Annotated in this window: 11 protein-coding genes; all 11 read left to right on the top strand. The window is 62.2% G+C overall.

Annotation, left to right across the window (positions count from 1 at the left end; all coding sequences use genetic code 11):
* Positions 1 to 71: 71 nt before the first annotated feature.
* Positions 72 to 263, top strand: a complete 192-nt coding sequence (locus Q7V31_RS12085) for a hypothetical protein (RefSeq protein ID WP_304734658.1) — start codon at positions 72 to 74, stop codon at positions 261 to 263.
* Between the two features lies 1 nt (position 264).
* Positions 265 to 1,806: a portal protein gene (locus Q7V31_RS12080; RefSeq protein ID WP_304734656.1), complete on the top strand. Its 1,542-nt coding sequence runs from the start codon at positions 265 to 267 to the stop codon at positions 1,804 to 1,806.
* A complete protein-coding gene (locus Q7V31_RS12075) occupies positions 1,803 to 2,093 on the top strand; it encodes a hypothetical protein (RefSeq protein ID WP_304734654.1) in 291 nt (96 codons plus the stop codon). The genes Q7V31_RS12080 and Q7V31_RS12075 overlap by 4 nt, the downstream gene beginning before the upstream one ends.
* Position 2,094: 1 nt before the next feature.
* On the top strand, positions 2,095 to 2,898 hold the full coding sequence (locus tag Q7V31_RS12070; RefSeq protein ID WP_304734651.1) for a hypothetical protein: 804 nt from the start codon (positions 2,095 to 2,097) through the stop codon (positions 2,896 to 2,898).
* A gap of 11 nt (positions 2,899 to 2,909) precedes the next feature.
* Positions 2,910 to 3,302 (top strand): hypothetical protein, encoded by a 393-nt coding sequence (locus Q7V31_RS12065; RefSeq protein ID WP_304734649.1) that lies wholly within the window; start codon positions 2,910 to 2,912, stop codon positions 3,300 to 3,302.
* Positions 3,303 to 3,612: 310 nt separating this feature from the next.
* Positions 3,613 to 4,566 (top strand): phage capsid protein, encoded by a 954-nt coding sequence (locus Q7V31_RS12060; RefSeq protein ID WP_304734646.1) that lies wholly within the window; start codon positions 3,613 to 3,615, stop codon positions 4,564 to 4,566.
* A 66-nt stretch (positions 4,567 to 4,632) separates the two neighbouring features.
* The gene (locus Q7V31_RS12055; protein WP_304734644.1) at positions 4,633 to 5,244 is read left to right on the top strand and encodes a hypothetical protein; all 612 of its coding nucleotides are present in this window, start codon (positions 4,633 to 4,635) and stop codon (positions 5,242 to 5,244) included.
* 9 nt (positions 5,245 to 5,253) lie between these two features.
* Entirely contained in the window at positions 5,254 to 7,677 is a 2,424-nt protein-coding gene (locus tag Q7V31_RS12050) for a hypothetical protein (protein ID WP_304734642.1), read from the top strand.
* Between the two features lie 504 nt (positions 7,678 to 8,181).
* Positions 8,182 to 8,667, top strand: a complete 486-nt coding sequence (locus Q7V31_RS12045) for a hypothetical protein (RefSeq protein WP_304734640.1) — start codon at positions 8,182 to 8,184, stop codon at positions 8,665 to 8,667.
* 20 nt (positions 8,668 to 8,687) lie between these two features.
* Positions 8,688 to 10,289 carry a hypothetical protein gene (locus Q7V31_RS12040; protein WP_304734638.1) on the top strand — a complete coding sequence of 534 codons (1,602 nt, stop codon included), beginning with the start codon at positions 8,688 to 8,690 and terminating at the stop codon, positions 10,287 to 10,289.
* A gap of 2 nt (positions 10,290 to 10,291) precedes the next feature.
* Complete coding sequence (locus tag Q7V31_RS12035) at positions 10,292 to 13,795, top strand: hypothetical protein (protein WP_304734636.1); 3,504 nt, start codon at positions 10,292 to 10,294, stop codon at positions 13,793 to 13,795.
* Positions 13,796 to 13,797 lie beyond the last annotated feature (2 nt).

Here is a 13,797-nt window from a genome sequence, read left to right as displayed (position 1 = left end):
CGGAATGTCATTCGCCTCCTCCGCCAGACGTGGGAGGAGCAGAACAATCCGAAAGACCTTTAGACATGTGCATGCCCTCTCCGAAGACCCCGCAGAAGCCTGCTGAAGCGCCCCCGCCCGCCGAGAAAGCCGCCGACGCCCCCGACGTGGGTGCGAACAAGGACGAGCTTGCGGCGAAGGCACGGCGCACAGGAACGCTGTCACTGCGCATCCCGCTGTCCACACCCGGCAGCACCGGCACCAGCCTGAACGTCCCGCGCTAAGATGGCGAAGGGCGCCGCACAGAAGCGGTATCTCCAACTCGAAAGCGCCCGCGAACCTTTTCTGACCCGCGCGCGTGACTGCTCCAAGCTCACCATCCCCGCCATCGTCCCGCCGCAGTCCCACTCGTCCTCTGCCACGCTCCCGACGCCCTTCCAAAGCATCGGCGCGCGCGGCGTCAACAACCTCGCGAACAAGCTCATCCTCGCATTGCTCCCGCCCAATTCGCCGATCCTCCGCATGGTGGTCGCGGATGACGTGCTTGAGGAGATCATGGCGATGGAAGGCTCAACCGCTGAGGTTGAGACTGCGCTCTCCAAATACGAGCGCAGTGTGATGAAAGAGATCGAGAGTGCCGGCGACCGCAACCCGGTGTTCGAGGGCTTCAAGCATCTCGTTATCGCAGGCAACGTCCTCCTCTACATAGGCAAGGACGGCCTGCGCGTGTTTCACCTGCACCGCTACGTCTGTAAACGCGACCCGATGGGTAACGCCATTGAGATCGTCACGCGCGAAGACGTCGCTCCTGAAGTGTTCCGCAAGTACCACCGCTTCGACGCGGCGCTTGTGGATCAACTCACCCGCGACGGCCGCAAGGACGATGAGACGGTCGAGGTGTACACACACATCAAACGCCTTCCCGACAAGTGGGAGGTGTATCAGGAAACAAACGGCCTCGTGATCCCTGAGACGCGCGGCACGTTTCCCCTCGACAAGTCCCCCTACATTCCCCTCCGCTGGACACGCATTGACGGCGAGGATTACGGTCGGGGCCATGTCGAAGAGTATTTCGGCGACCTGAAGTCGCTCGAAGCTCTGACCCGCGCCATTGTTGAGGGCGCCGCCGCCGCCGCGAAAGTGCTGTTCCTCGTGAACCCGAACGGGACCACGCAACAGCGCGTTATCGCCGAGGCACCGAACGGTGCTGTCCGCTCTGGCAACTCACAAGATGTCACCGTGCTTCAACTGAACAAGTACGCTGACTTCCGTGTAGCCAAGGAAATCGCATCTGAGATTGAACAGCGTCTCAGCTTTGCTTTCCTACTGAACTCGACCGTGCAGCGCTCCGCTGAACGTGTCACCGCAGAAGAAATCCGGTACGTCGCGAGCGAACTTGAGGACGCCCTTGGTGGCCTCTACTCGCTGATGTCGTCTGAGTTTCAACTGCCCTACGTCAAACGCCGCATCGCCCTCGCTAAGGGCCTGCCAAAGCTGCCTGCGAACGTCGTGAACCCCGTCATCATAACGGGCATCGAAGCGCTCGGCCGTGGTCAGGACTTGCGCAAGCTCGACCTGTTCGTCGGCGATCTGCTCGCGAAGGTAGGAGAGCAGGGTCTTGCACGTCTTAACATGGACGAGTACCTACGCCGCCGCGCCGCTGCCTTGAGCATGGACGTGACTGGCCTCCTGAAGACGGACGAGCAAGTCGCTGAAGAACAGAAGCAAGCGCAGATGACGCAGATGGTCGATCGCCTCGGCCCTGAAGCAATGAAGCAAATCGGCGGCATGGCTGCTGACCAAACGAAGGGAACTACACCGCAATGAGCAAGATCAAAGGCGCGACGCCCGCGCCGACGCCCGCCACCGCGCCTGACGCCGTCGTCGAGCCGACCCCCACCGACCACACTGAGCCGCTGTCGCCGGTGCTCTCCGACGAAGAGGCTGTCGCGCGCCTGTACGTCGCCGAAGCCGCCGTCGCCGCCGTGCCGCAGCCCGTCACCGCCCCGGAAGTCATCCTCGACGACGGCGCCGTGCGCGTTGTTGAAGGCGTGGTCACGACGCTCAAGAACCGCGTGACGATGCCCTCCGGTTCGCTCCGCGAGGACTACTGATATGACGACCGCTGTGTTCGGCGCCGCGCCCACGACGTCTGAGGCGCCCGTCGCCGCACCTGCCGTTGATCGCCCCGAGTGGCTGCCTGAGCAGTTCGACAAGCCGGAAGCGCTTGCCGACGCCTACGCAGCGCTCCGCGCCAAGATGGATGGCAAGGCACCGGACGCTGATCCCGCGAAGCCGGACACCGACCCCGCGAAGCCGGACGCTGTCCCGCCTGTCGAGACGCCGAACGACGCCGCGAAGCTTCACGACGCTGCCTCGCGCGTCCTCGCCGACGTCGGCCTCGATCTCGCGGCCTACAACGCTGAGTTCGCTGAGACAGGCGCCCTCTCGGACGCCACGTACTCCGCGCTTGAGGCCAAAGGCTTCGACCGGGCAACGGTTGACGCGTACAAGAACGCGATGACTGCCGGCCCTGCCGCTGCGCAGACGATCGCTGACGCTGAGAGCGCGTCGATCATCGCCGCCGCTGGTGGTCAGGAGAAGTTCACCGAGATACTTGCGTGGGCTTCCGAAACCCTCACCGCTGACGAACGTAGTGCTTATGATGCCATGATTGAAAGTGGCAATGCCAAGACCGCCCGCATGGCCGTCGAGTGGCTGTCGAGCAAGCATGCGAACTCGGACAGCAACACGCCGAACTTGGTGCACGGTGCCGACACGAACACGCCAACTGTGCAGCCTTTCGGCTCGATGCAGGAAGTGACACGCGCGATGTCGGACGCCCGCTACAAGTCCGGTGACAAGGCGTACCACGCCGACGTTCAGAAGCGTCTCGCCGTCTCCCACAACCTCCGGTAAGGAACGCTCCATTGGTGATCGAAGGCTTGATCGCCTCCGTCGTCCTCCCCGCCGCCATTGACCTGTTCAAAGGTCTTGGCGGTGCGGTGGCGCGGCGTGTAGGTGGCATCTCCACAGACGACCAGCTAAAGCTGGACAGCGCGCACGTCGAACGCCTCAAGGCGCTTGCCGTTCTCGACAATCCGCACGGCGTTCCGAGCCAGTGGGTAGTCGATCTCCGCGCCTCTTTCCGCTATGTCGCCGCCGCCGCCATCATTGCCATTGGCAGTGCTGTTCTCGCGGCCGGCATCACTGCCTCAAACAACGAAGTGATTATCCTCGGCGTCCAGCTTGCTGGCTACCCGTTCGGGTTCATCTTCGGCGAGCGCATGTACCTGAGCTTCAAAGGTGCGTTGAGCAAATAAGTCCACCGACGTCTGCGCGGTTTAGGTGCCCTTCTAGGCATCTCACGTAGCAGCAGCGGGTGGCCCTGTGTAGACGGGCGGTCTACAGATGCGCCGGGCGAAAGCGCCGCGCAGCAGAGGGTGGAAACCCCTCTTCTTCCTTGGTCGGAATGTTCTCCAAACCAGACACCTCTTTAGGTGCTCACGGAGAAGCCCCTCCGAACTACCACATGCAAACCTTGGCCGCTTGCGAGCGACAACCATGCGTGCGCGGTGAGCGTTCGACGGATGGCAAGTCCATTCCCGATACACCCACCAAGGATACCACACTATGTCGAACATGACTGTCTCCCCGCTCGGTCAGGCGAACCTCGCCGGCGCGTCGGACGCTCTCTTCCTGAAGGTCTTCGGCGGTGAAGTCCTCACGGCCTTCAACGAAACCGAAGTGATGTCGGACAAGCACATCGTCCGCACCATCGAGCACGGCAAGAGCGCCCAGTTCCCCGCAACGTGGAAGGCGAACGCCGCCTACCACACGCCGGGCAACCAAATCCTCGGCGCGAACCAAATCCGCCACGGCGAACGTACCATCTCGATCGACGACCTGCTCGTCGCCGACACGTTCATCGCCAGCATCGACGAGGCGAAGAACCACTACGACGTGCGCTCGATCTACTCGGCGCAGCTTGGCGCGGCCCTCGCGCGCGCCTACGACACGAAGCTTCTTCAGGTTGCGATCCTCGCCGCCCGCGCTTCGGCCGTCGTCACCGGCGCCTTCGGCGGCTCGGCCATCACGGATGCCGACGCCCGCACCAACGGCGAAAGCCTTGCCGGCTCGATCTTCGATGCCGCGCAGGTGCTCGACGAGAAGGACGTGCCCGAGAACGACCGCTATGCGATCGTCAAGCCGGCCCAGTATTACCTGCTCGCGCAGACCACGAAGGTTCTGAACAAGGACTGGAATGGCGCCGGCTCGTACAGCGACGGCAAGATCACGCGTATCTCCGACATCGTCATCGTGAAGTCGAACAACCTGCCGCAGGGCGTGGTTGCCGGCGCCTCCGGTGAGAACAACACCTACTCGGGCACCTTCACGAACGTGGCAGCCGCCGTGTTCCAGAAGTCCGCTGTCGGCACGGTGAAGCTGATGGACCTTGCGGTTCAGAAGACTGCCGACGATGGCGACTTTGCGACGATGTATCAGGGCACCCTGATGGTCGCGAAGTACGCGATGGGCCACGGCCTGCTGCGTCCCGAGTGCGCGGTCGAAGTTAAGATCGCGTAACGAAAACCACCGACACCAAGTAGGGGGAGAGCACTTGCTCTCTCCCTATTTTTTCGCGAGGACCGCATGTCAGAACTACCCGTACCCGTCCCGACGACCGAGCTTGAGGCAGTCAACTCAATGCTCCTGTCGATCTCCGAGGCGCCCGTCAACACGCTTTCCGGCGCCCTTCCGATGGACGTTGCGATCGCCAAGAAGTACCTCTCGGAGGCCAACCTACAGGTTCAGACGCCGGGGTGGGACTTCAACAGTGAATACAACTTCCCCCTGACCCCCGACATCGACGGCCACATTGCCGTGCCTAACAACGTCCTGAGCGCTGACTTGAAGCGCGGCAGCGGCATCGACCCTGTCGTGCGCGGCGCTCGCCTGTACGACAAGCGCTCGCGTTCGTACACGTTCAGTTCAGTCGTGCTGGCTGACGTCATCCTCGCGCTTCCGTTCATGGAACTTCCGCAGGCTGCGCGCTGGTACGTCCTCGTGATTGCAGTGCGCCGCTTCCAGCAGAAGATCATCGGCTCTACCACGAGCGACATGTTCGACAAGGACGATGAGCGCTCCGCGCGTGCAGCGTTTGAAAACGCAGAGGCACGCAGCGCCGACTTTTCCATTTTCGACACATACTCAGTCGCCGACGTCCTTCGCAGGCGTCCGGGTGGCGGTGGTGTCATTTCATAGGACACCGACATGACCCGAGTAATTGGCTCCGTGCCAAACCTCGTCAACGGCGTTAGCCAGCAGCCCGACACGCTGAAGCTCCCGTCGCAGGCGCGCGCAGTGGTGAATGGCTACACGTCTGTCGTGTCCGGCCTTTCAAAGCGCCTGCCTACGTTGCACCGTGGCCGCGTCTCAGCCGGCGCCCTCGGCAACATCTACACGCACTGGATAAACCGCGACAGCGCCGAGCGCTACGTCGTCGTCATCTCGAACGGCGACCTGAAGGTCTTTGACCTTGCGGGTAACGAGAAGACAGTCGCGTTCCCGAACGGCAAGGCGTACCTGAACAACGCCAATCCGCTCCACGGCTTCGCAGCCGTCACCGTGTCGGACTTCACATTCATTGCTAACAAGGCCGTGACTGTTCTCGCAGGAACCACGAAGACGGCGCTCCTTGAGGAGCAGGCTGTGTTCTGGTTTCGGGCAGGCAACTACACGACGAAGTACATCGCCACTATCGACGGTGCCAACGCCACGTTCTTGACGTGTCGAAACAACGACACCCTTCAGTCCACGTATGTTGCCACGGATCACATCGCAGAGCGTCTGTGGCAGGGCAACGACGGCGCTGGTTCTCTGGCTGCCTACACTGGAATGACTGGTGGCCTGAACGCTCTCAGCGGCGCCACATACACAAAGAGCCGGTCGGACAACTACATCGCTATCAAGCGCAACTCCGGCGTGTTCTCTTCGATCGACTTTACGGACGGTTACGGTGACGTGAACACGCGTCTCATCTACCGGAGCGTCAAGACGGTTGCGGACCTTCCGCCGAAGTGCGTCAACAGCATGCGCTTGAAGGTGCTCGCCAAGGAAGGCGCCAGCGTCGGCGACTACTGGGTGCAGTTTGCCACGAAGGACGGAACCAGCTTCGGCGAAGGCGGGTGGAAAGAGTGCCCCGCGCCCGACATGGTCCTCGGCACCAACCCCGCGACGATGCCTCACCAACTCGTTCGCGAGAGTGACGGTACGTTCACGTTCAAGCAGGCAGCGTGGAAACCACGCGACGTCGGCGACGACGACAGCAACCCGCTGCCCTCGTTCATTGGCGAGAAGATCAAGGACGTCTACTTCAACCGCAACCGTCTCGGGTTCCTCGCAGGAGAGAACGTGATCCTCAGTGAGGCTGGTGAGTATTTCAGTTTCACGCGTGCGACAGTCACCACAACCCTTGACACTGACTTCATCGACGTCAGCGTGGCGCATGTAAAGGCGTCCACACTGTCGGCAGCGATCCCCGTGAAGAGGAACCTAGTGCTGTTCTCCGACCAGACACAGTTTGTCCTCGGATCGCCGGCCACCCTGACGGCCTCCACAGTTTCCGTGACGCCGGTGACAGAGTACGAGAACGTCTCAACAGCACGGCCTATCGCTAACGGCCGGTTCGTCTACTTCGTGTCAGAGGCCGGCGCGACAGCTTCCGTTAGGGAGTTCTACGTCGCCGACGACAGCGAAGCGCAGTCAACGAGCAGTGTTGAGCTAACAGCACACGTCCCGTCATACATCCCGTCCGGCGTGTTCCTTCTGGAACCGTCAACGACTGTTGACATGATCGCCACGCTCTCTTCCGCCGCGCCTGACACAATTTTCGTCTACAAGTATTTCTGGCAGGGCAACGACCGTGTTCAGAACGCTTGGACTAAGTGGCAGTTCGGCGACGGTGTTGTCGTGCGCTCGGTAAAGTTCTTCCAGTCATCTCTGTACCTTCTTGTGCAGCGCGCGTCTGGCACGTTCATTGAGAGCATCGAGCTTTCCGAGAAAGCTACAGACACGCATCTCCCGTTCATCGTCCGCCTCGACCGACGCATCACGGAGGCGCAATGCACCTCTGTTGCGTACAGTGCCGGGACCGGACTGACGACATGGACACTTCCGTTCGTCGAGGCAGGCGCCGTTCAGGTTGTTGTTCGCGCGCCCTCTGCCGATCCAGCCGGCACCTCTATTCCCCACACACGTCCCTCTTCGACAACTGTCTCAGCCTTCGGCGACTACACGTCCACGCCTGTCTTCATCGGGAAGGTCTACACGCTTCGCTACACGTTCTCGGACTTCGTTGTTCGTAGGCCGTCAAGCGGCGGTGGTGAAGTCGTTGTTAAGGACGGTCGTGTGCAGGTCAAGACGCTGCGCGTCACCTTCGACAACACCGCACAGTTCGCGGTTGAGGTAGAGCCTGCGTTCAGAGAAGTCAGCCGCACGCTCTACACCGGACACACGCTAGGTGATGGTGCCGCCATTCTCGGCAGTCCCGTTGTGGATAGCGGCGACGTCCTCGTGATGGTCATGTCCAAGAACGATCAGGTTCGCATTGATCTGGTGAACGACAGTTATCTCCCCTCCACATTCATCTCGGCAGAGTGGACCGCAGAGTTCACGCCGAAGAGTAAGAGCATCTGATGGATTACAACGTCCGCCTCGCAACGGTTGAGGACATTCTGTGGCTCGCGCCGCGCCTCCGCGAGGCGGACGTTGCCGAGATTGCGGCCGCGTCTGGAAGGACACCGCTCTCCGTTCTGGTGAGTGGCCTAGCCGACAGCGCGCCGTGTCTCGTAGGAACTGCTGACGGTGTGCCTGTGGCAGCCTTCGGCATCGTTCCTGTGACAGGCTCGGGCGCTGTGTGGCTCCTGAGCACGCCTGCACTGGAAACGCACGCCTCCGCTTTCTTACGCCGCTCTCGCGGGTGGCTCGACGCGCAGCAGATCGCATACCCGACCCTGACATGCACCGCTGATGCGCGAAACACGCTCCACGCCCGTCTAATAACGTGGGCCGGCTTCAAGCGTGTTGGCGTGTCACCAGCGCACGGCCGCGCTAGAACCCCATTCATCCACTACGAAAGACACCGAAATGTGTGAGCCGGTAACGATCACCACAACCACCGCTATGTACATAAGCTTGGCGATGAGTGCCGCGTCGGCGATCGGCAGCATCGTGTCACAGAGCGCCGCGCAGAAGGCGCAGGATGCGCAGCAGCAGCAGAACACACTGAACGCGCAGCAGGCGTTCGTCGATAACATCAACCAGTCCAACGCCGCGCTCGGTCAACAGGACCAGCAGGAGGCCGACAACACGACTGCCACGCAGCGCGAAGGCGCGCGTCGCCGCGCCACTGTCGCGACTTCAGCCGGTGAAGCAGGCACAGGCGGCCTCTCCGTCAAGGCACTGATGGACGACTTCAGCGCTGCTGAGAACCGCCTAATCGGTGCCTCGCAGCGTCAGACACAGTGGAACCGCACCGGCGCCGTGCTTCAGCTAGACGGTGCTAAGACGACGATGCAGAACCGCATAAACTCCGTGCCCAAAGGAACTGCCCCGGATTACTTCGGCGCTGCCATGAAGCTCGGTGGCGAGGCGTTCACAGCCAATCAAACCGCTGGCGCTAAGTAGACAGCACAAAGGCCAATCACATGACTGAACGCGAGCGCGTAGCGCGCCTCCCTGACCCGACCAACCGACAGACAATCAGCCTCACCGACACATACGTAGTCCCGGCGCGCGCCTCGTCTGAAAGCGGCGCTGCTGCGCTGCTCACTGCACTTGGCTCTCTCAAGCCGATCGCTGACAAGCTGAGTGACGACGCCCGTGTCCGTGAAGAGAAGGAGGGCGCCACCGCGCAGCTTGAGGCGAACCGACAGAACTGGAACGACGCCATCAAGAGCGGCGCTGTTCCTGCCGGCGCCTCCCCGCATTTCAAGCGCGGGTTTCAGCGTGCCCATCTCTCCAACCTCGCGCACGAGATTGACGCGAAGGTACGTACTGAGTACGCCGCCAGCGACCTGCGCGGCAGCGATGACGTCACGGCAGTGGACCGCTTTCACCAGTCCGCCTACGCGCGCCTTATGCAGGAGAACGGGATCGACACGTACCCGCGACATCTCGTGGACGACGTGCTCACGCCGATGATGCAGTCGTCGCGCGAGAACCTTCTGTCACGCCACACGACTGACTACGTCGCGCAGCTTGAGCAGGACGCGATGGCTGAACTCGACATCAGTGTGCAGAACACGATGCAGGACGCGCTCGACAACGACCTGTTCACGCGTGCCCCTGCCGCCGCTGCCGCTTCCGTCGCCTCTGCCGTGCAGTTGAAGGTGGACGCGATGATTGCAAGCGGGATGAACAAGTCCAAGGCGAACGACATCGTCGCCGGCGCGATCATTGCGATGGCGCAGCAGTCAGGTGATCTCGACATCCTGCGCGTCGCTGATGGCGTCACGCTCGGCACCGGCAAGCTGTCTGGAACGTCTGCGTTCAAGAAGGCAGCCGACAACGTGTCTGATGCCATCCGTTCTGAGAACCGCGCCGACGCGCAGTTCTACGAGTGGCGCGTAACCAAGGACCGCGAAGACCGCTCACGCCAGTCCATGAAGGAAGGCGTGGAAGTCCTACTGAACAACCCGCAGGCCGACGTCCGCAGCTTCATCTCCGAGCTTAACGACATCGACCCTGCGAAGGCTATGCAGCTTGAAAGCGCGCGCAAGGCGCTGCTCGCGGGCCAGACAACGGAAGACCCGCGAGAGATCAGCGACCTGTACGGCCTCGCCGTCCGCGACCCTGATGCAGCCGAACAGCGCATCAACCACCTCGCGTCCGAGAACCGTATCTCAACAGCTTCTATGAAGGACGCGCGCCGCACAATCGAACGCTCTCGTTCCGAAGGTACTGTGATGAACGACTGGACCGTGTCTCAGACGCGCCGCAGTCTTGAAGCGCTCGTTAAGCCGCTTGTTGCGCCTGACGAGATGAGCGAGTTCGACATTGATCGGGCGATCATGGCGTCCAACCTGATACGCGAGTTCGACAACGAGGTTGCCCGGCACTGGTCACAGAGCAGCGGCGAAGACTTCACGAACACGATGTCGTCAACGCGCGACCACGCTGAGAAGACGTACCTCCGCCTTCAGAACACGGTACGCACGCTGATGAAACCGGACGCCGCGCCTCCCGCGCCGCTACCAGACGCAGCGCCTACCACACCTCCCCCATACACGCCGGATTGGATTGACTGACAATGGCAGAGCCGACAGCGAAAGACGTAGAATATCTCAAGCAACACCCCGACGCTGCTCCTGCTTTCGACAGGCGGTTCGGCGAAGGTGCGGCGACCCGCCTCAGCGGCGGTGCTGACGCTGACAGCGACAACAGCGTCCTCGTCAACATCGGCGCCGGCGTCGTGGACGGTGTTCTAGCCGCCGCCAGCGAGACGACGAAGTTCGCTGACAAGTACGTCCTCCCGGCGCTGGCCGAGGGGTTCCCCGTTACCAAGGCGCTCTCTGGCGTGGCTGAGGCGCTGACAGGCGCAGCCGTCGTCGGTGATGTCGGCGAGGGCACGCCCGCTGTCCAGCAGCAGGACAACCTCTCGATCCTGTCTGAGGACAGCACACGTCCTGACGACATCTCCTACGCGCTCCCGAAAGGTGCTGCGCAGTTCATCTCAGGGTTTGTCGGCGCTGGTAAGCTCACGGCGTTCACAAAGACCGCAACCCGGACAGGTGCCTTCACGAAGGCTGCCGTCGAGGGTGGGATCGCGGACGCTGTTGTCTTCGACCCCCGCGACCCGCGCTTCGCCAACATGCTTCAGGAGACGTTTCCGGGCATGGAAAGCGACATCATCAACTACCTCGCCGCGTCCGACGACGATAGTGATGCCGAGGGTCGGCTCAAGAACGTGCTGGAAGGCATGTCCCTTGGCGTCCTGTCCGAAGGCGTCCTCCTCGCCTTCAGAGGCATCAAGGCCGTGTTCAAGGCCGACAGCCCCGAAGCCGCGCAGGCAGCCGCGAAGAGTGCCGCCGACGCTGTGGAAGCTGCCGTGCCTCCGCAGACGTTCGACCGGCAGGCCGACCTGTTCCCGGAAGACCTTGCAGCGTCGATCGCGCGCGCCCCGCAGCGTGACGTCCCGGCACCGAACTTCCAGACGGTCAACCCGGAAGCCATCGCCGCGACCACATCGCGCATCATGGCAGACGCCACCAGCGAACTGACGATCGACACCATCGTCCGTATGGCGAGCACCGACACGCGCGCGATCAACTTCGCCCGCGTCAATGGTTCTATTGACATGCAGCAGGTGATGCAGGTGACTGGCGATGCCATTGGGCCGGCCGTCACACGCGCCCTCGGCGGTAGCGTCGAGAGCCATGTACGCGTCCGCGACCAAGCCTTGAAGGCGTGGGCGGATGACACCGGCGAAACGCTTGGTGACACCCTCGCGCAGCTTGAGCGGTTCTCGAAAGACGCCGCCGAGCAGGCGAAGCTCCTCACGTTCGGGCGCATCACCTCGGCAGCCCTGTCGCGCGACATTGCCGACGTCGCGAAGAAGATCAACCTCGGCCAAGCAACCGACGTCGAGAAGGCGCAACTGGTCCACATGGTCCGCGCGCTTGAAGACGTCATGGGCGCCACGCAGGTTGTCCGCACCGCCGCTGCCCGCGCCACGAGCGCCGGCCGCATCCGCATCGGAGCAGACCTTTCCCCGGACCAGATAGGGCACCTCAAGGCGCTCTCGGTTGCCGGTGGCGAGAAGGGCATCGCCAAGATGGCCGCACGTCTGGCCGCAACTGGCGGCAGCCCGTACAAGGTGCGCGCCGTGATGAAACGGTCGGCCGGTCGGAAGTTCATCGACGTGATGAACGAGAACTTCATCAACGCGATCCTGTCAGGGCCGAAGACGCACATGGTCAACATGTTGTCGAACGCTACGATGACGGTAATGGACCCGCTAACAACCGCTGCCGGCGCCGCCATCATGGGCGACATGCGCACCGCCCGCGAGGCTTACCAAGGGTTCGCTATGGCACGCATGGCTGTTGCGGACAGCTACGAGATGGCGAAGATTGCCTTCCGCACTGGCGACAACGTCCTCGACACGCACTCGACCGTTGACGACCGCATCTTCCGCAACGCTATTTCGTCGGAAGCACTAGGCATGTCTGTTGACGGGACGACCGGGCGGGCCACCACCGCTGCCGGCCGAGCCGTTGACGCAATGGGCGTCGCGCTGAATGTCCCGACGCGCCTCCTGCTGACTGAAGACGAGTTCTTCAAACAGATCGCCTACAGGACGAACTTCTACGGACAACTGTTCTCGGAAGCGTCTGACATGGGCCTGAAGGGAGCAGGGGCAAAGCGCTACGTCACGGATGAGTTCGAGAAGCGTGCGCTTAACACGGCAGGCGGCGCAGCCACCGTGATCGACCCTGTCAGCGGTAAGGAAGTGTTGACGGCTAACGCCGCGCGCGCAATCAACGCCGCACGTAACGCCACGTTCACGCACGAACTCCCGGCAGGGACGCTCGGCAACAGCGTTCAGGGGTTCGTCAACAGGCATCCCGCCGCCCGTTTGATTGCGCCGTTCATTCGCACGCCGACAAACCTGCTGAAGACCGCCGCTGCCTACACGCCCGGCGCGAACATGATCCTGAAGGAACACCGCAACGCTCTTTGGGGCGAAGGCGTCTCGAAGGAAGTTCGCGCCCGCGCCGTTGGTCAGATGGCTGTCGGCACCGCGCTCGTTGGTGCCATCACCGCTGAAGTCATCAACGGAAACGTCACCGGCGCCGGCCCGAGCGACCACGCTCTCCGCGCCATGTGGATCGAAGCCGGGTGGCAGCCGTATTCCATTCGGATTGGTGACAGGTGGGTGAGCTATCAGCGCCTCGACCCGTTCGCAACGATCATCGGCGTGCTTGCGGATAGCTCGGAGATTTACGGGCAGCTTGAGGGAAGTGACAAGACCTACGAGGACATGACGCTGGTGACAGCGCTTGCGCTCGGTAAGACGCTCTCGAACAAGCTCTACTTCCAAGGCATCACCGATCTCATCGACGCTGTTTCCAGCCCCGACCGCCCCGATAAGGCCAACGCGCTGATACAGCAGATGACGACGTCGATGCTCCCGTACTCCGCGATGCTCGGCCAGACGACACACGAGATGGACAACATCATCCGCGAAGTGCGGACGGTGCAGGACCGCTTCAAGTCCCGCCTTCCGGGGTGGAGCGAGACGCTTCCCGCGCGCGTGTCGTGGCTCACAGGCGAACCTGCTGTCCGGCCGGACACGTTCCTCTCTCCGATCACGTCAATGCCGATCAAAGGTAACGAGATCGCCGACGAACTCATCCGCATCGGCGTTGCCTACAGTCCGTCGAAGACGCTCTACGGCGTCGAACTGACCGGCGCTGAATACTCGGCGCTGAACAAGACGATGGCTACCGTGACAGATAGCGGCGGCCGGAACGTGCAGGCAAAGCTTCGGCGCCTGTTCGACAGCCCGGCGTATGACAGCGCTCGCGCCCGCCTTCCCGACACGCCTGAGGGCGTCGAAGGTGCGCGGCAGCGTGCCACGCGAAAGGTCATTGAAGCTTACCACAGCGCTGCTGTGAAGCGGATGATGGCTGAAGACCCGGTGTTCAACACCAAGATGCGCGCGGCCAAGGTCGGCGCCGCTGCTGCGAAGTCGGCCAAGCCTGCGACGCAGCAGAAGGGCATCGAACTTCTGAACTCCGTCAAGCCCTAACA

The sequence above is a fragment of the Parvibaculum sp. genome, assembly GCF_030651915.1.
Classification (GTDB): domain Bacteria; phylum Pseudomonadota; class Alphaproteobacteria; order Parvibaculales; family Parvibaculaceae; genus Parvibaculum.
The sequence above is the reverse complement of the archived record's forward strand: the minus strand, read 5'-3'. Positions and strand labels throughout refer to the sequence as shown.

What these genes read in the sequence shown, in the direction of transcription:
- Q7V31_RS12085 (WP_304734658.1), top strand. Translation starts at nt 72, where the DNA reads ATGCCCTCTCCGAAGACCCCGCAGAAGCCTGCTGAAGCGCCCCCGCCC.
- Q7V31_RS12080 (WP_304734656.1), top strand. Translation starts at nt 265, where the DNA reads ATGGCGAAGGGCGCCGCACAGAAGCGGTATCTCCAACTCGAAAGCGCC.
- Q7V31_RS12075 (WP_304734654.1), top strand. Translation starts at nt 1,803, where the DNA reads ATGAGCAAGATCAAAGGCGCGACGCCCGCGCCGACGCCCGCCACCGCG.
- Q7V31_RS12070 (WP_304734651.1), top strand. Translation starts at nt 2,095, where the DNA reads ATGACGACCGCTGTGTTCGGCGCCGCGCCCACGACGTCTGAGGCGCCC.
- Q7V31_RS12060 (WP_304734646.1), top strand. Translation starts at nt 3,613, where the DNA reads ATGTCGAACATGACTGTCTCCCCGCTCGGTCAGGCGAACCTCGCCGGC.
- Q7V31_RS12055 (WP_304734644.1), top strand. Translation starts at nt 4,633, where the DNA reads ATGTCAGAACTACCCGTACCCGTCCCGACGACCGAGCTTGAGGCAGTC.
- Q7V31_RS12050 (WP_304734642.1), top strand. Translation starts at nt 5,254, where the DNA reads ATGACCCGAGTAATTGGCTCCGTGCCAAACCTCGTCAACGGCGTTAGC.
- Q7V31_RS12045 (WP_304734640.1), top strand. Translation starts at nt 8,182, where the DNA reads ATGAGTGCCGCGTCGGCGATCGGCAGCATCGTGTCACAGAGCGCCGCG.
- Q7V31_RS12040 (WP_304734638.1), top strand. Translation starts at nt 8,688, where the DNA reads ATGACTGAACGCGAGCGCGTAGCGCGCCTCCCTGACCCGACCAACCGA.
- Q7V31_RS12035 (WP_304734636.1), top strand. Translation starts at nt 10,292, where the DNA reads ATGGCAGAGCCGACAGCGAAAGACGTAGAATATCTCAAGCAACACCCC.